This is a genomic window from Paenibacillus sp. FSL R5-0519 (assembly GCF_037974275.1).
GTDB lineage: Bacteria > Bacillota > Bacilli > Paenibacillales > Paenibacillaceae > Paenibacillus.
In genome coordinates, this window is record NZ_CP150234.1 from 621,108 (window position 1) to 639,466 (window position 18,359).

An 18,359-nucleotide genomic window follows, 5' to 3' on the forward strand; every position below is an offset into this window, starting at 1 on the left:
CGATGAACCAAACAAGCCAGATGCTGAGAATCATTATTGAGAATGCAGCCGCGGGCAAAATTGATAAACAGGTTGCTGCCCAGCTGCTCAAAGGATTGAAATCGGAGGGGAGGCGGAGCGACTCGGAGGGAATTGCCATTGTAGGCATATCGGCCATGCTTCCTTCTGCGGACAATATTGGGGAGTTTTGGGACAACATCCGTGATCGTTGTGATTCCATTGCCAATTTTCCGGACTCTCGTCGTCAAAATATAGATGCCTATCTCCGATATGCAGGCTATGGAGAGGACATCAAATACAGTGATGGTTCCTATCTAAAGGACATCGACCAATTTGATTACAAATTATTTCGGATTCCGCCTCGGGACGCCGCTCTGATGGACCCTTTTCAGAGACTATTCCTGCGAACAGCCTGGAGTGCACTCGAAGATGCGGGATATGGCGGGAAAAGTCTGGCTGGCAGCCGGACAGGCGTATACCTGGGATTCGCCAGTAACATTAAGGACAGCTATCTGAGAATGATCCAGGACATTGATATTCAATTAACTTCCGATGCAGCTGTGGGCAATATTTCTGCCATGATGCCTGCACGAATCTCATACCTTCTGGATCTAAAAGGGCCTTCGATGGTGGTGGACACAGCCTGTTCATCCTCTTTGGTTGCTGTACACCTTGCCTGTCAATCCATTCGGAATGGCGACTGTGATATGGCACTTGCCGGTGGATTGCGTGTGAACCTGATGCCACTGGATACAGAGTATTACCGCGGGGGTCTTGAAGCATCGGATGGACGAACAAGAGCCTTTGACCATTCATCGGATGGGGCTGGAATCAGCGAAGGGGTGGCTACGGTATTACTGAAGCCGTTGAGTAAAGCGCTCAAGGACAAAGACCAGATCTATGCGGTCATCAAAGGAAGTGCTATTAATCAGGACGGAGCTTCCATCGGGATCACCGCTCCCAATCCGGAGGCCCAGGCTGATGTGATATCCAGAGCGTGGGATCAGGCGGGAATTCACCCCGAGACCCTGTCCTATATTGAAACACATGGGACGGGCACAAAGCTGGGAGATCCTTTGGAACTTGAAGGCTTGGAGCTTGCTTTTCAGAAGTATACGGATAAAAAGCAGTTTTGTCCGATTGGTACTGTGAAATCGAATATGGGTCATCCCTATGAAGCGGCAGGTCTGGTCAGTCTGATCAAGGCAGCACTGGTAATCAAAAATCGCGAAATTCCGCCGTCTCTTCATTTTGACAGACCCAATGGACAGATCGATTTCAAGACATCACCTGTGTATGTTAACACAAGACTCCGCAAATGGGAGGGGAAAGAGTCCCCGATGCGCTGTGCGGTCAGCAGTTTTGGCTTTAGCGGGACGAACTGTCATCTGGTGCTGGAAGAAGCACCGGTTGCCACGGTTGTTGACGCTTCTTATGCGAAGGCAGGTCTGGTCGTGTTGTCCGCCAAGTCTGAGTCAGCTCTGCGAGAGCTGGTCACAACATATAGCCGATTTGTACAGGACAAACCGCCCACATGCCATCTCCAGGACCTGTGTTATACCGCCAGTGTTGGCCGAGGACACTACAACTTCAGATTGGCTATAGTGGCAGAGAATCTCGCGGATCTGGGCTTGAAGCTGCAAGTGCTATGCTTGGCAGAAACGTGGAATGAACCTGAGTCGTGGTTCAGCTATGGGGAGCACAAGATTGTACCTGCCAGCAAATCACAGCTTGAACCTGGTGACATAACTGAAGCGTCACGAAAGAAGCTTGATCGACAGGTACAGGAGCTTACACAAGGGGTTAACCTCTCCGAGTGGGATGATGAAGCAGGGGTGACCGAACTTGGTTCGTTATACGTACAAGGGGCCGATGTGGATTGGGTGGAATTGTACAAAGGTACGCATGTGCGACGTGTCAGCTTACCCGTGTATCCTTTTGAATCTCATCGCTGCTGGATTGATCTCCCTGAAGAACTGGCATCCAGTCGAATCGACAGAGGCATGGCAGTGTCTACACAACAGACGGAAGATTTTCATTATACGATGCAATGGAGAACTGCTGAGTGGAAACGTTCAGGTAGCGGGATCTCCGTTATGCCGGAAACAGTATTGTTGATTGAAGGCAAGTATGGTGCAGGTGACTCCGTAGCTCGTGTGTTAGAACGTACCGGGGTGAAGGTCATCCGGGCAGCACTGGGTTCTGCTTATGCAGACTTGATCAATAATCGCTATACGCTTGGTGACCAGGAAGCGGATTACGACCGTCTCTTCGCAAGCCTTCAAGGCAAATCGGTGGATCACGTCATACATGTTGGCTGTTCTCTGGATACCCCGCAGCCGGGGGTTCAAAGTCTGAATGAATTGCAGCGCAGTCAGCGCCGAGGTACGTACAGTGTGTACTATTTGGTGCGTGCCCTGATGAGAAGTGACTTTGCCGAGATTGCTGGTATTACACTGATTGCATTAAATGCACACCATATTACGGGAGAAGAATCCGCTCAGCGGCCGGAACATGCGCCATTCCTTAGTCTAAGCAAGGTACTGAACCGTGAGCATCCGTCCATCTCTTTCCGATCCTTTGACGTAGATGCAGATACCACTGCAGAGGATTGGATCGAAGAAGCATTGGGGACAGAAGATCAGGGGGACTACCTGATAGCTTACCGTAATGGACAACGTTACGTTGAAGAATTTACGCGTGTGCAGGTTGCAGGAGATGCCCCATTAGTTGTACGCCCTCAGGGCGTGTACCTGATTACAGGTGGCGGCGGTGGTATTGGTTTGGAAACAGCGCGTTTCCTGGCTTCCAAAGCTCCCGTGCGTCTGGCTCTGATCAATCGCACCCCGATACCGGATCGTGTACATTGGGACAACCTGATGAATCAGCCCGGTCAAGCCAAGCTTCGCCGTTTCATTACAGCCGTTATGGAGCTGGAGGCCGCAGGTTCGGAAGTCTCCTGGTACAGTGCGGATGTGGCTGACCGGGAAGCGATGGATCGGGTGATTCGGGATATGCGTACACGTTATGGTGCTATTCATGGAATCATTCATGGAGCGGGCGTCGGTGGAGATCAACTTCTGGTGGATCGGAGTGAGGAACGGTTCAGTGAAGTGCTGGCATCCAAAATATATGGTACCTGGAATCTGGACGAACTGACTCACAGTGACGATCTGGATTTCTTTGTGATGTATTCATCTGTAGCGACGATGTTCAGTGGTGTAACACAGGCAGACTACGTGGCGGCAAATGCCTACCTGGATGCCTTCGCTGATGAGCGTACCCTAAGAGGAAAGCGCACACTCACCGTGAATTGGACCACATGGAAAGAGACGGGCATGTCGGTGGATGCTGGTTTCACCGCAGATACCATTTTCAAAACGGTCCTTACGGCACAGGCCATACATGGCTTGGAACAAGCCATGAATTCCTCCATTCGCAGGGTGCTTATCGGGCAGCTGAACTTCAGTGGCGGTGGTGTGCGTTTGCTGGATAAAATGCAGGTTCGATTGTCCACAGAACTTAGTGGCAGAGTGGCTGAATATCTGCAAAGTGCTGCTTCCAAAACGAGGTCGACCAAGAAGGTTGGCAGTACATCAAGCGGTGAAGTGAAATTAACAGGCAAGAGCGAGGGTGGATATACGGCTACCGAACGGCATGTTGCCAGCGTATGCAAAGAAGTTCTCGGATTTGACGAGATCGATATCTATGAGAATTTCTTCGAGCTTGGTGCTGATTCCATTCTGCTGTTGAAAATTCACGCGGGACTTTCCAAAAGATATCCGGGCGTCCTTGCCGTAACGGACTTGTTTGAATTTTCGACGATTCACAAGCTGGCCGAATATATTTTCAAGGAACACGGTGAATCGGAAGAAAACACGCTTAATGTATTGAGCGACATGGATGCTCCTGTGAGCAGCCACGAACAGACATCATCAGATGCAGTGAAGCAAGCAGAGATGTGTCCACAAGATCAGCAGCATTCAGGACACACTGCTTCGGGACCATTGTCAGAGGATCTAGCCATTATAGGGATGGCTCTGAATGTCGCTTCCACAACGGATGTATCCGAATTCTGGGAGCATATTCAAGGCAAGGTGGATCATATCCGTCCTCTCCCGGAACGACGACAACAAGATCTGGATTGGTATTTGCAGAATACAAGGTTGGACCTCCCGGAACTGGATTCCAAAGCGGGAGCTTTTATAGAAGACATTGACTTATTCGATTATTCATTCTTCAAATTATCACCGAAAGAAGCAAGTCTGACAGACCCGAATCAGCGTCTCTTCCTGGAGACCGTGTGGAGGGCCATTGAGGATGCGGGTTACGGCGGCGGGAAACTGGCCGGATCGGATACCGGTGTCTATTTGGGTTATTCAACAAACACTGTTGATATGTATTCACGATTCATATATGAGACCGATTTGGGCGCTCTGCCGGATGCCGTGGTGGGTAACACACCATCCATCATTCCTGCTCGTATATCGTATTTGCTGAACCTCAAAGGGCCTAGCATGTTGGTAGATACGGCCTGTTCTTCGTCTCTCACAGCGGTACACATTGCTTCGCGTGCCCTGTTAAGCGGAGAGTGCAGCATGGCCGCAGTGGGTGGAATCAAAATCTCAACCATGCCGATCACCAAAAAGAATGAAAACATGCTACAAGGTCTGGAGTCTGGTGACGGAAAGACAAGAGCATTTGATGATGATTCTGATGGTGCCGGGCTTGGTGAAGGCATCGGAGTAGTCATGCTAAAAAGACTGGAGGATGCGCTCAGGGATGGGGATCAGGTATACGCCGTACTCAAAGGCACTGCGATGAATCAGGATGGCAGTTCAGCCGGCATTACGGCTCCGAATCCAGCGGCTCAACAGGAAGTTATTACGAAGGCCTGGAAACAGGCGGGTATTCATCCCGAGACGATCACGTACATGGAAACGCATGGCACAGGAACCGCACTGGGTGACCCGATTGAAATTAAAGGTATCCAAAATGCGTTCCGACAATTCACAGATCGACGTCAATTCTGTGCGGTCGGTTCCATTAAAACCAATCTGGGTCATACCTCTGAGGCAGCAGGTATGATCAGTCTGATCAAGGCGGCTCTGGCTGTTAGACATGGCGTGATTCCGCCGAATCTTCATTTTAATCGTCCTAACCGAAATATTGATTTTCATGCTTCGCCTGTATATGTGAATACACGATTACGACCGTGGAAGGTGAAGGATGGACCTCGTCGCTGTGGGGTCAGCGCATTTGGCATCAGCGGAACGAATTGTCATGTCATTCTGGAAGAACCACCAGTGACTGTACCCGTATCTGTACCAGCACGTCCTCATTTGTTGGTACTGTCTGCTCGATCCGAAGAGGCCCTTCAGCGGCTGGTTACTGATTATGTTCGTCTGCTTGACCGGAACGTGCGATATGAACTCGCAGATATTTGCAGTACAGCAAGCACAGGACGAGGGCATTACCCGTTCAGGTTGTCAATGATGATGCGGGATACGGAAGGGCTGCTGAATACGCTGAGGCAGCTGGAGAACACATCGTTCCGATCCATTGCACTGACAGGAGTCGAGTTCGGCGAACATAAGACTGTTCCCAAGAGTAAGAAGGATAAGGCGCCTGGTGAAATGACCGAATCTGACAAAATGGGTCTTAGCCAATTAATGCGTTCGGCCATCCAGAGCTTTGTACAGGATGGACGCGAGTCGGAGTATTTGTTGAAGCAGATTGCCCATCTGTATGTACAGGGAGCAGATGCAGACTGGGAAGAACTGTACGAAGGAGAACATCCTCGTAAAGTCAGCTTGCCCGCGTATCCGTTGGAACGGAAGCGCTGCTGGATCAATATTCCCGAACGTCCACAGCTGCGTGAGGTCTCTGTAGAAAAGACCGCGGCTCCATTGCATTATGCGGCCATGTGGAAGGAAATGAATCGAATATCGACTGGTCAGCATGGAGGCAATACAGAACCGGTTGTGATATTGATGGATAGAAGTGGTATCGCCTCATCTGTTGCCGGGAAACTGGAAGCGGAAGGGCGGCTCGTAATCAAGGTTTACCGCGGAGATTCCTATACCAATCAAGCCAATGCTGAATTTACCATTCGATCATGTGAAGAAGATTATGAACGGTTCATTCGAGCGGTAGAGCCTTATAAAATCTCGCAGCTTCTTCATTTCTTCGCACTGGATCAGCATGGAGATGAAGGTACAGTGGAGGAATTGGAAGAATCGCTTGATCGCGGCGTGTATAGCCTGTTTTATTTGTCCAAAGCGATGTCCAAGGTTCATTTCAAACGACCAGTCGATCTGGTACTGGTGACATCTTGTACACAAAGCGTTACGGGCAGTGAACTGTACATTCGTCCAGAACACGCACCTATGGTGGGGCTTGGCAAGACCATCTGTCATGAGATGAATCAATTCCGCTGTCGAAGCATTGATATCGATGCTGAGACACCGATGGAGCAATGGTTACAGGAAATTCGGGAGCCTGACATGTTATATCTTGCCGCTTACCGTAAGGGGCGTCGATACGTCCAGGAGCTGGGTGAAATTCCGATGTCCTTGTTGCCCGAACGACCGATACAGATGCGCGAAGGTGGTGTGTACCTCATCACTGGAGGGACAGGCGGGATTGGATTGGAGACGGCGAGTGCATTATCTTTAGCGCCGGAGAAAATCAAACTTGTGTTGATGAATCGCTCACCGTTTCCAGAACGGGCAACATGGGAAGCTGTGCTGTCCTCAGGGGAGGAAACCAAGTTAGCTGCTCAGATTGGGCGGATCAAAGAGATGGAAGCTCGGGGTACAGAAGTACATCTGTACAGCGTAGATATTGCTGATCCCCTTCAGCTCGCATCGGTGCTAAGCAAGATCAGACAGCAGCACGGTCCAGTGTCTGGTATTATTCACGGCGCTGGTGTTGCCGGAGAAGGTTTCCTGATGAACAAAGACCGTGAAGCCTTTGAACGTGTCATGCGCCCTAAAGTGCTGGGGACATGGAGCTTGGATCAATTGACACGTGCAGATCAACCGGACTTCTTTGTCATGTTCTCCACGGCTACAACATTTTTTAGTGAACCTGGACAAGGGGACTATACTGCCGCCAATGCTTATATGGATTCGTTTGCGGCTCATCGCAGGCAAGCGGGTCTGTCCACCCTTGCCGTGAATTGGACGGCGTGGAAGGAAACCGGCATGGCCCGGGATTTTCATGCCAATTCAGATGGTGGATTCAAGGCAATCACGACAGCGAGAGGTATACAGGGGCTGCTAGAAGCCATGGGTAAGGATGTAACCCAAGTTCTGATCGGGGAGCTCAATCGGGAGGGAATCTACCAACATGTCTCTGATGACATGCCGCTCATGCTGTTCTCTTCTGACATTAGCGAGGCCATTGAAACCGGACGCAAGGGTGATGCCAGTCGTTCACAGGAAGAAGCGGGCGATATGAAGTTGTTGGGTAGGACAGACGAAGTTTATTCCGTTATTGAGAGCACCTTAGGTCGATTATGGAGTAACGCGCTTGGGGTGAATGAACTCAGTATTTACGATGATTTCTATGAGATGGGCGGAGATTCCATTCTGGGCCTCAAGATCGCCAATGGTCTCACCAAAGAGTTGTCGATCCTTGTGAATACAGCAGAAATCCTGATGTATCCAACGATTGCGGAATCGGCTGCTTATCTGGAAGAGTCCTATGGTCTATCCATAAGCGGAGATTCCGAGGGAGCACTACCTGTGTTGAAACGTGTGGAGCCCCAACCTTATTACCCGGTTTCTTCTGCTCAGAAGAGATTCGTCGTTCTAGACCGGCTGGAGGGTCAAAATACCAATGCAAACATACCAAGAGCCTCCATCATGGAGGGAGATTTTGAGCATGGGGCATTTGAACAGATCATTCGCAAGCTGATTCAACGTCATGAATCGTTCCGGACTTCATTTGAATTTCTGAATGGAATTCCTTATCAGAAGGTTTGGGATCAGGTCGATTTCAATGTGGGTTACTCAGAGTCCACTCGGGAACAACTCACCGAGAAGCTCCTTGGTTTCGTGAGACCTTTTGAACTCGATCAGGCGCCGTTATTCCGTTTTGAAGTGGTTAAGCTGGCTGATCGTGTACACGCCGTATTTTTTGACATGCACCACATTATTACGGATGGCATGTCGATGGACATCATTATGCAGGAGATCATTGATCTGTATGAAGGGCGTGAGCTGAAACCACTCACCATCCAGTACAAAGATTATGCGGTGTGGCATAATGCCTTGCTCTCTTCCGGTGCTCTGCTCAAACAGGAAGAGTATTGGCTGAACCTGTACAAGGATTCCATCCCACAGCTCAAATTGCCTACCGATTATCCTCGTCCTTTGGCCAATGAATTCGAAGGAGATCAGGTCGTGTTTATTGGCAATGAAACCTTGACTATGGATCTGGAGCGCATGGCTGCCAAGACAGGAACAACCTTGTTTATGTTGCTGCTTGCAGCGTACAACGTGTTGCTGGCCAAATATGCAGATCAGGATGATATCGTTGTGGGCTCTCCCATTGCGGGCAGATCACACGCCGATCTGGAGGATGTTGTGGGTGTTTTTATTAACATCATCACGATCCGTACCAAGCCACAATCGGAAAAAACGTTCATGGAGCTGTTGACCGAGGTAAGAGAAGCTGCCCTGAAGTCTTATGAGAATCAACAATTTCAGTTCGAAGATCTGGTGCGGAAGCTTAACCTGAATAGAGACAGACACCGTAATCCTTTATTTGATGCGATGTTTGCTCTTCAGAATGTAGGTACAGTGGACGTTACAGTGGGCAAATTCACCACAACCCCATATGAGTTTGGAGCTGCGGAAAGCCGTTATGACGTGTATCTCGAAATCATCGAGAAACATGACAAGCTGCGATTTAATCTGGAGTATCGAACCAAGCTTTTCAAACGGGAAACGGCGGAGAAGATGCTTCACGATTATGTAGCGCTGCTGCAACAGTTATTGCTTTATCCGGAACAGAAGCTTGGCGAGATTGAACTGGAAAGCAGCAAGCATATGCTGGTTTCTTACGATTCAGCCGCAGAAGATCTTGATTTTAATTTCTGATCAGGGAGAGCGAGGCTTCTCCCATACAAACAGGAGGAACAGGGACGATGAAGAAGATCGGGGTAATCGGAGCAGGAGTGATGGGCCGTGGTGTAGCCCAGAGTTTTGCACAGACAGGTCATGAGGTTGTCTTGGTGGACATCAAGGATGAAGTGCTGGAGATCGCTAGTGAAGAGATCTATAACAATATCCGAATGCTGAAGTTATTCAAGAAAGTGGAGGGACTGGAAGACCCGGAGATCATCATGGAGCGTATCCATATGACGACGGAACTGGAGATGCTTCGTGAAGCGGATATCATCGTTGAAAATGTAAACGAACAGTGGGACATCAAAAGGCAAGTGTACGGCCGGATCGATCCGATCTGTCAGGAGGCATGCATATTTCTGGTGAACACTTCGTGTATCTCCATTACCAAAATTGCGGCATTAACCAACCGGCCTGATCGGGTCATCGGTACTCATTTTATGAATCCGGTTCCCCTGAAATCAGCTGTTGAAGTGATCAAAGGGATGCATACCTCGGAACGTACCATTGAAGAAGTAACTGAACTATTGTCATCAATCGGTAAAGAGACGATTCTGGTGAACGACTATCCCGGATTTGTCTCTAACCGGATTTCCCATCTGTTTATGAATGAAGCTGCGTTTGTTCTTCAGGATCAGGTGGCTACAGCACGTGAAGTAGATGATATTTTTGTCAAATGTTATGGGCACACGATGGGGCCTTTGGAGACTGCGGATTTAATCGGCTTGGATACCGTTGTGGATTCGCTTGATGTGCTGTATGAGAGCTACCAGGACCCCAAATTCCGTTGTTGTCCTTTACTGAGAAAGATGGTGCACGCCGGACAGACGGGAAGAAAATCAGGGGAAGGGTTCTATAGTTACTAATCAATGGCATGAATAGTTCATGGCATAAACAAGTTTTTTGCTTATTCAAAACCATTTTAATGAGAGAAAGGGAGTTATACGCATGGAAGAAGTTAAAGGCAGAGTTCGCAAGTTTTTGGGTCGTTTTTTCAAAAAGCATGAGCTTCAGGATGATGAGGACATCTTTGCCCTTGGCTTTGTGAATTCGTTGTTTGCGATGCAGCTCGTTATGTTCCTGGAGAAGGAATTCTCCATTCGGGTCGATAATAAAGATCTGGATTTGCAGAACTTCAAGTCCATTAATGCCATCGTTGAGCTGATTGAGAGCAAGACGGTCAGTTCCTAAGAAGTCACCGATTCTCATCCCAATATAGTGTGAAGAATGTGCATTCATCCGGTCCATTATAGGAGGTTAACGTATTGAAAATGGAATTGAGCGAACAGCAGCTCCAATGCAAGCAGGATGCTGCATCATTTACCGATCAATATATCGTTCCGTACGCAGGCTTGCACGATAGGGAAGAACGGCTTCATCCAGAGGTGATCGATTCGCTGAAATCCTCAGGTTATCTGGGTTCCATGATTCCTCGGGAGTATGGGGGTATGGGGCTTGATCCAATATCGGTTGGAGTGCTGAATGAGGAGATCGGAAGAGGATGTTCATCCGTGCGAAGTCTGCTTACGGTTCACGGTATGGTTGCCATAGCCATTCAGAAGTTTGGTTCTGAAGAGATGCGCTCCTATTGGTTGCCACGTCTGGCCTCGGGTGAAATCACTGGAGCCTTTGGTCTGAGCGAACCGGGAGTTGGTAGTGATGCCAAAAGCATCGAGACCGTAGCTGAGTCCAATGGCGAAGGATATCTGCTGAACGGGAAAAAAAAGTGGATCACAATGGGTCAGCTCGCTGACCTATTTCTCATCTTTGCTCAGGTGAAGGGTAAACCAACCGCGTTCCTGGTGGAACGGAACAACCCGGGATTGAAGATACAGCCGATCAACGGGATGTTAGGGGTTAAAGGTTCGATGCTGGCGGAACTGCATCTGGAGCAGGTTTACGTTGAATCCGATCGTATGGTGGGGAGCCCAGGTACAGGTATCTCTATGGTGGCCTTGCATTGTTTGGATTATGGTCGCTACACCGTGGCTTGGGGTTGTGTTGGACTGGGACAAGCCTGTCTAGAGGCTTCGCTGAGTTATGCGGGCAGCCGCTGTCAGTTCGGAGCCCTCTTGCAGGAAAATCAGTTAATTCAAAAAATGCTTACTGAGATTATTGTGGATGTGAGAGCGGCACGGCTTTTATGTTATCAATCTGGCTATCTGAAAGAAGTGATGGATCCGGATTCCATTATGGAAACCTGGACGGCTAAGTACTACGCGGCAGACATGGTTAACAAGGTAGCGCACCGTGCGGTACAGATTCATGGAGCCAAAGGCTGCAGTGCGGAGTATCCGGTGGAGCGCTTCTACCGGGATGCCCGTGTGAATGAGATTATTGAGGGTACCACACAAATGCATGAGATGGTTATTGCTTCATACGCTGCGAGTACTCATGAATCCGTACAAGAGGAGGCTGTCCTGTTATGAAAAAAATTAAATGTGTGATCTGGGATCTGGACCATACCATCTGGAACGGAATTTTGCTGGAGGATGAAGAGGTCACGCTGAAAGAAAATATTGTGGAGGTCATCCGTACGCTGGATGAACGGGGAATTCTGCAATCGGTTGCCAGCCGTAACGATCATGAACTGGCAATGGCCAAATTGGAGGAATTCGGTCTGCGTGAATATTTCATCTATCCGCAAATCAATTGGAATGCCAAATCCCGATCGGTAAAAACCATTGTGGAGTCCATCAATATTGGAATGGACACGATAGCCTTTGTCGATGATCAGCCTTTCGAACGTGAGGAAGTATTATTCACTCATCCCGACGTACTCTGTATTGATGCGATGGCCTATCTTGACTTGACGGATATGGAAGAGATGAAGCCACGTTTCATTACTGAGGATTCTGCCTTACGCAGAAAGATGTACATGAATGATATTGCTCGTAATGAGAAGGAGGAGGAATTTGAAGGTACTCAGGATGAATTTCTGGCCTCTCTTGGCATGATCTTCACGATCTCTGAAGTGAAGGAAGGGGATCTGCAACGTGCGGAAGAGCTGACGGTTAGAACACATCAACTGAATGCCACAGGCTATACCTATTCTTATGAGGAGCTCGATCAATTCCGGTACTCTCCACGTCACAAACTGCTTATAGCAGGACTGGAAGACAAGTACGGTACGTACGGAAAAATAGGCCTCGCTCTACTCGAATTAAATGACGAAGTGTGGACACTGAAACTGCTACTGGTGTCCTGCCGCGTCATGTCTAGAGGAGCAGGCACATTGCTGCTGCATCATGTAATGCGTATGGCCAAGGAAGCAAATGTCCGTTTGCAGGCCGAATTTGTATCAACAGATCGCAATCGTACGATGATGATCACTTACAAATTTGCCGGATTCCGTGAGATTGAGCAGAACGGAGATTTTTATTTGTTTGAGAGCGATCTAAGCATGATTCAGGATCAGCCTGCGTATGTGTCCATGGAAGTTATCGCGTAAACCCAATCTAAGAGGCGAGGTGTGTAATCAATGGAAAAAATAGCATTTCTGTTTCCAGGGCAAGGTTCTCAATATGTAGGGATGATGAAAAACTTCTATGATCAGTACGAGATTGCACGACAAACGTATGAAGAAGCCAACCATATACTGGGCTTTGATTTGGCCAAAATGAGTTTTGAAGGCAGCCTGTTTGATCTGAACAAACCTTCCAATATGCAGCCAGCGCTGTTGACAGCGAGTGTGGTTGCCTATCGTGTCTACATGGAGGAGATCGGGATCAACCCGCAATTCTGCGCAGGCCACAGCCTGGGTGAATACGCAGCGCTAACGTGCTCCGGTGCCATGACATTTGGAGATGCTGTGCGGATCACCAAGCGACGCGGGGAATTGACGGAGTTTATCGCAGATGAAGCAGATGGAGCTATGACCATCATTGATGGTGCGGATGAGGAGATGATCCGCAGAGCCTGTGAGCAAGTGTCAACCGATACGGCATGGTCTGCGATTTCCTGTTACAATGCTTCGAGTCAGTACGCCATTTCCGGTCATCAGGATTCGATTGAACAAGTGGAATCCATCTTGCTGGATCAAGATGCCCAGACAACCCCATTGATGATGAGTGCGCCGTTTCATAGTCGCTTGATGGAGCCTGCCGGCGAACAGCTTGGGGTGGAACTGGCCGGTTATCGTTTCCATCCATTCAAATGGCCTGTCGTATCCAATGTAACCGCTACTCCGTACACCGAAGCTGGGCGAATTACGGGACTGCTCCAAAGGCATTTGTCCCAGCCGGTAAAGTGGGCACAGACGATGCAGTATCTTAAGAAGCATGGAGTTACGCTAACGATTGAACTCGGACCCAAAAATGTCCTGAGTGGACTGGTAGAATTGGATAAGCTCGGTATGAAATCTTTTGCCTACGGACAGAAAGAGGATCGCAAAGCACTGAAAGAGTTGCTGGATCAGGCCGTAGTATCCAGACCCAGACCAACGGTAGTAACCAAATGTATGGCCGCGGCTGTAGCTACACCTAATCGGAATTGGGATCAGGAGCAATACCAGAAAGGAGTCGTTGAGCCCTATAAACAAATTCAACAGCTTCAAGAGGAGCTTGAAGCGGCGGATCAGGCACCCACTACGGAGCAGATGAAATTGTCCCTGGAATGGCTGGGGACCATTTTCGAAACCAAACAAGTAGAGCAGGAAGAGCGAGATGACTGGTTCCACCAGATCCTGGACGAGACGGGACAGTATTATCTGTGGAGTGACCATAAAGTTCCTACGGCATAACCAAGCACGTGTACAACAACAACCGGCATGACAGGTGAGATCACACTTGTTGTGCCGGTTTACTATGTATTCGGGGTGAGATCATGGATATCCATCTGCTTAATGTTATGATGTCGAGTGATAAATTTAAGGAAGAACGAGCGTATTGGCAGAAACAACTAGATGGCGATATTCATATAGGAACTCTGTTTGATAGAATTCAGCAACCTTCGATCCAGACAAGTGAACCTAACGTACAGGTTCTTTCCTTATCCTTTCCAGATGAACTGTCCGCAAGATTGATCCGCATGAGTGGGGGATCAAATTTGGCGTTGTATATATTGCTTTTATCGGGATTTCAACACCTGTTGTATCGTTACTATGGACAGCCGGATATGTTGCTGGGTATGCCTCTGACTCCCGAACAAGTCGAAGACTTTCGGAGTGCCCACTTGCTCGCAATTCGTGGAAAAGTAGACGAGACAGCATCGTTCAGACAACTGGTATTGCATACCAAGGCTGAAGTCATGTCAGCCCGAACGTACTGGCATTTTCCTTACGATAAGATGGCAGAGAAGCTGGGGCGGATTCCCGAAGAGTGCGCGTTGAAGACGGTTTTGTATATGAAGGGAATTCATGAGGAGCCTATTCTGGATGAAAGAACCCAGTGTTCACTCGGGTTTGACCGGGTAGATCAACGACTTCACATGACCCTCCGTTATGGTGCAATCCCCCTTGAACCCAGTCAACCTGATCGTTTGTGTTCCCACTACATACGATTGCTGGAACAGACAACAGCCCTACCAGACCAACCTCTATCCATGAGTCAGATCCTTTCTTTGGAAGAAGAGAACGAAATCATGGAAGAGTGGAACAGGAGTCCACGTTTGTTCCTGCCGGAGGCGCGTTCTGTCTGTGCTCAATTTCTTGAACAAGTGAACAAAGCACCCGAACAGACTGCGGTTATAGAGGGGGAACGCCAGATTTCGTATCATTCTCTGGAGGAGCAATCCAATCAGCTTGCCCGTCTCCTGATTACTTCCGGGGTAACTGCGGAAAGTTCAGTACCCGTTATGATGGCAGGTTCCATAGAGTTAATCATTACGATCCTGGCGGTGTTCAAAGCGGGAGGAACCTATATCCCTCTTCATCCTGAATATCCCCTTGAGCGTGTCCGCCATATTTTAATGGCATCGAATGCCCGTATTTTACTTACGGGATTGTTGGAAAAGGATGTACATCAGGCTCTGGAGGAGATGACATTGGCCATGTCTTCGGGCTCAGGCATAGCAATGATGAAGCTGGATGACGCCCCATGGAGAGCAGAAGATGGAAGTGGTTTAAGGATCGTACCCGATATGAATGGACTGGCCTACATTCTGTATACATCCGGATCCACGGGTGAGCCCAAAGGGGTCGGAGTAGAGCAACGAAATCTGAGTGCATACGTGAACGCTTTTCAGGCCGAGTTTCAACTCAATGCAACAGACAGAGTGCTTCAACAAGCCGCAAGTACCTTTGATACGTATATGGAGGAAGTGTTTCCTGCATTAACTGCCGGGGCGACACTTGTTGTGGTTCAGCGTGAACAACTGCTAGATATTCAAGGACTGGTACAGTTACTGGATAGACACCAAGTCACCCTTGTCAGTACTACACCTCACATTCTGAAAGAGCTAAACCGGATGCCCAATCTTACAAGTGTTCGCACCTTTATCAGCGGTGGGGATGTGTTGAAGGTGGCGGACATTGGACATCTGCTCACCTATACGGATGTATACAATACGTATGGCCCCACCGAGACGACGGTATGTGCTCTCTATGAGAAGCTGTCATCAGAGAGTATGGATCCGATTCCAGTGGGACGTCCCATTCAGGGTTATTTCGTACATATTGGAGATCACCATGGACGAATGTTACCCGTGGGCGTACCTGGAGAAATATGTATTTCGGGTAAAGGGGTGTCCAGAGGGTATATAGGATTACAGGAATTAACGGAACAAAAGTTTAGCGAGTCACCGTTTGTTGAAGGAGCTCGGATGTTCCGCACAGGGGATACGGGAATGTGGACAGCGGAAGGACGCGTGTTGTTTCTGGGAAGGATGGACAAGCAGGTTAAGGTCAGAGGCCATCGGATTGAATTGGCAGAAGTAGAGCGACATCTGAACCGTTACGGTCCAATCGCCGAATCTGTTGTACTGACAACCGGAGTAGAAGGTGAGAAGGTGCTCACCGCTTATATCGTGGCCGATACGGAGCTGTATGTCATGGATATTCGCCAATATCTGATATCTTTGTTGCCCGAGTATATGCTGCCTTCAAAATATATTCAAATATCACATATGCCTCGGACGATTCACGGGAAGATAGACACGCGAGAGTTATTGAATCAGAAGCAGTCTTTACATTTTGGAATGAATTATGCACCACCTGAAACTGAGCTGCAACATCAATTGGTAAATGTCTGGTGTACATTACTGGAAATGGACCAGATTGGTATTGACGACGACTTCTTTCAGCTTGGCGGGCATTCCCTGCTTGTAATCCGAATGGAAGTTGAACTGGAGAATCTCGGTATTCGGGTCCTGCCTTCCATTTTGTACGACAATCCTACGATAAGGATGCTTGCAACGGTTCTGGAAGAGAATCCAGAGCTTGGAGATTCATATGCAAGTGAAAATCACGGGCAGGTATCTGGCATTATAAAGGTGAACAAGACGTTATCCTCAATGGATGTGGAGCATTCCAGGTTAGCGCGCTCTGATGGATATCATCCATTTAACGATGTCTTTTTTAAATTATGTTTCTATAACTCTTTATTTCCCATTGTATTGCAACAGAAAAAAAGCATATTACCGTTTTTCATCCATCATGTGGACGAGTATCTATGGTCTGAGAAGAAACAGTTTCTTGTGAATGGTTTCGTCTCCTGCCGCAAGGATACAGACATTCTGGACGATCTGGGCGTTGGCTATGAAATGGTGAAAATCAGCGAAGACATTATACAGGATGTCAGTCGAGCAGTTCTGGATGCCAGACCGGTTATTGTATGGGTTGACGTCTATTACACATCCATACGCAATGATACGTATCTCAAAAAGCATATTCCACATACCTGGCTTGTATACGGTGCTGATCCGATTAACCAGACATTTACCGTGATGGAGCATAAGCATCATGACAACTTGTCTTATGAAGAACGAACGGTTAGTTATCAGGATCTGTCGGATAGCTATCATGGCTATATCGAGCATTTTAATATGGAAAACCACACCTTCTATACGTTCTACAATAAGCATTATCCGGTGATACATCAAAGAGATGCCGGTGCGAAACAGTTGGAGGATTACTGGAAGATCTATGTGGATCATATTGAAGAGCAAAAGGAACGGGTGGAGAAGAGTCTGGTAAGACTGGAGGAGAGTGTGCCGCAGTTTGAGTTCGTTGTTCAGGACCCACATTTGGTGTCTTCAATGGCCGAGGATTGGGTCATTTCGCTTCATAAATTGATTAGTGCCAAAAAGGCAGAGGTGTACCGTTGTGCCAATCTAACGGGTGCGGATTCCCAATTGACACATATTCGTGAGCGTATTGTCATGAAGTGGAGTGACATTCGCGCTGTTCTGGCCAAGTATGTGCTTACTTCTTCATATAAACCAACATCGTTTCATAAGCTCCCTGAGATGTACAGAAATATTAGTGTGCTTGAACGGGAGTATTACGACGAGTTGGTTCAATCTTACACGACGGGGAGGATCTGAATGAGTGAAATTATGACATTGGAGACTCAAATAATACAGGTCATCGACAAGGTTATGGTGTGTGGAACGGATATTCAGATGGATCAAGCCTGGGAGGAACTTGGTACGAATTCGCTCGATTACATTAAAATTGTGGTGGAGATGGAGAAAGTATTCAACATTGAAATAGACGATGATCGATTGGCATATGTGCAAACGGATACGATTGGTGATTTCAGGGATTACCTGGTCAGCCTCATTGAAGGAGATTCGGAACATGAGCCGGACTAAACGAATAGGACAGATCTGGTTCAGGCTTTCTATTCAATTACCCGTGGCTGCACTTGTCATTATTGGTTTAACTGTGACCGCATTAGTGACGTTAGCCATGCAATTCCATACGACCTCCTACCTGCGCAGTGAAACGGCAACGGCAACTGCAGTGTCTGAATCTCAGCAAGGGGAGGATGTCAAAGTACACATTATAGCTGAATTTACAGAACAGCCTATTAAGGGGTTTCAGAAGGGCGACGCCTTGATCTGGTATATAGAGGAACAAGGTAAACGTTACGCTGCCCAGATCCTTGAGGTTAAACAAGATTCCTCATCAGCTACGACTCGTATCACAGCTGAAGGTGTATGGAATGAAGAGCTGGCGGAACAGATGAAGTTATCCCATACAACCGAGTTCCCGATTGTGACCGAGGTACAATCCCAGAGCCAGACCGTACTTGAGAGCTGGATATCCTAGAGGAGGATGGC

Annotated in this window: 9 protein-coding genes; all 9 read left to right on the forward strand. The window is 48.2% G+C overall.

Annotated features, from left to right (window positions below; all coding sequences use genetic code 11):
* Nucleotides 1-2: 2 nt before the first annotated feature.
* The 9 genes from MKY73_RS02685 (at nt 3) to MKY73_RS02725 (ending at nt 18,348) form a co-directional block, all read left to right on the forward strand.
* Nucleotides 3-9,110 (forward strand): SDR family NAD(P)-dependent oxidoreductase, encoded by a 9,108-nt coding sequence (locus tag MKY73_RS02685; protein WP_339305524.1) that lies wholly within the window; start codon nt 3-5, stop codon nt 9,108-9,110.
* A gap of 47 nt (nt 9,111-9,157) precedes the next feature.
* Nucleotides 9,158-10,003 (forward strand): 3-hydroxyacyl-CoA dehydrogenase NAD-binding domain-containing protein, encoded by an 846-nt coding sequence (locus MKY73_RS02690; RefSeq protein ID WP_339305525.1) that lies wholly within the window; start codon nt 9,158-9,160, stop codon nt 10,001-10,003.
* Between the two features lie 82 nt (nt 10,004-10,085).
* Nucleotides 10,086-10,328 carry an acyl carrier protein gene (locus MKY73_RS02695; protein WP_076212934.1) on the forward strand — a complete coding sequence of 81 codons (243 nt, stop codon included), beginning with the start codon at nt 10,086-10,088 and terminating at the stop codon, nt 10,326-10,328.
* A gap of 80 nt (nt 10,329-10,408) precedes the next feature.
* Complete coding sequence (locus tag MKY73_RS02700) at nt 10,409-11,566, forward strand: acyl-CoA dehydrogenase family protein (RefSeq protein WP_339308465.1); 1,158 nt, start codon at nt 10,409-10,411, stop codon at nt 11,564-11,566.
* A complete protein-coding gene (locus tag MKY73_RS02705) occupies nt 11,563-12,588 on the forward strand; it encodes an HAD-IIIC family phosphatase (RefSeq protein ID WP_339305526.1) in 1,026 nt (341 codons plus the stop codon). Before MKY73_RS02700 ends, MKY73_RS02705 begins: the two co-directional genes overlap by 4 nt.
* 30 nt (nt 12,589-12,618) lie before the next feature.
* Nucleotides 12,619-13,878 (forward strand): ACP S-malonyltransferase, encoded by a 1,260-nt coding sequence (gene fabD / locus MKY73_RS02710; RefSeq protein ID WP_339305527.1) that lies wholly within the window; start codon nt 12,619-12,621, stop codon nt 13,876-13,878.
* Between the two features lie 83 nt (nt 13,879-13,961).
* Nucleotides 13,962-17,618, forward strand: a complete 3,657-nt coding sequence (locus MKY73_RS02715) for an amino acid adenylation domain-containing protein (RefSeq protein WP_339305528.1) — start codon at nt 13,962-13,964, stop codon at nt 17,616-17,618.
* A complete protein-coding gene (locus MKY73_RS02720) occupies nt 17,619-17,888 on the forward strand; it encodes a phosphopantetheine-binding protein (protein ID WP_339305529.1) in 270 nt (89 codons plus the stop codon).
* Nucleotides 17,875-18,348 carry a hypothetical protein gene (locus MKY73_RS02725; protein ID WP_339305531.1) on the forward strand — a complete coding sequence of 158 codons (474 nt, stop codon included), beginning with the start codon at nt 17,875-17,877 and terminating at the stop codon, nt 18,346-18,348. Before MKY73_RS02720 ends, MKY73_RS02725 begins: the two co-directional genes overlap by 14 nt.
* The last annotated feature ends 11 nt before the right edge of the window (nt 18,349-18,359 follow it).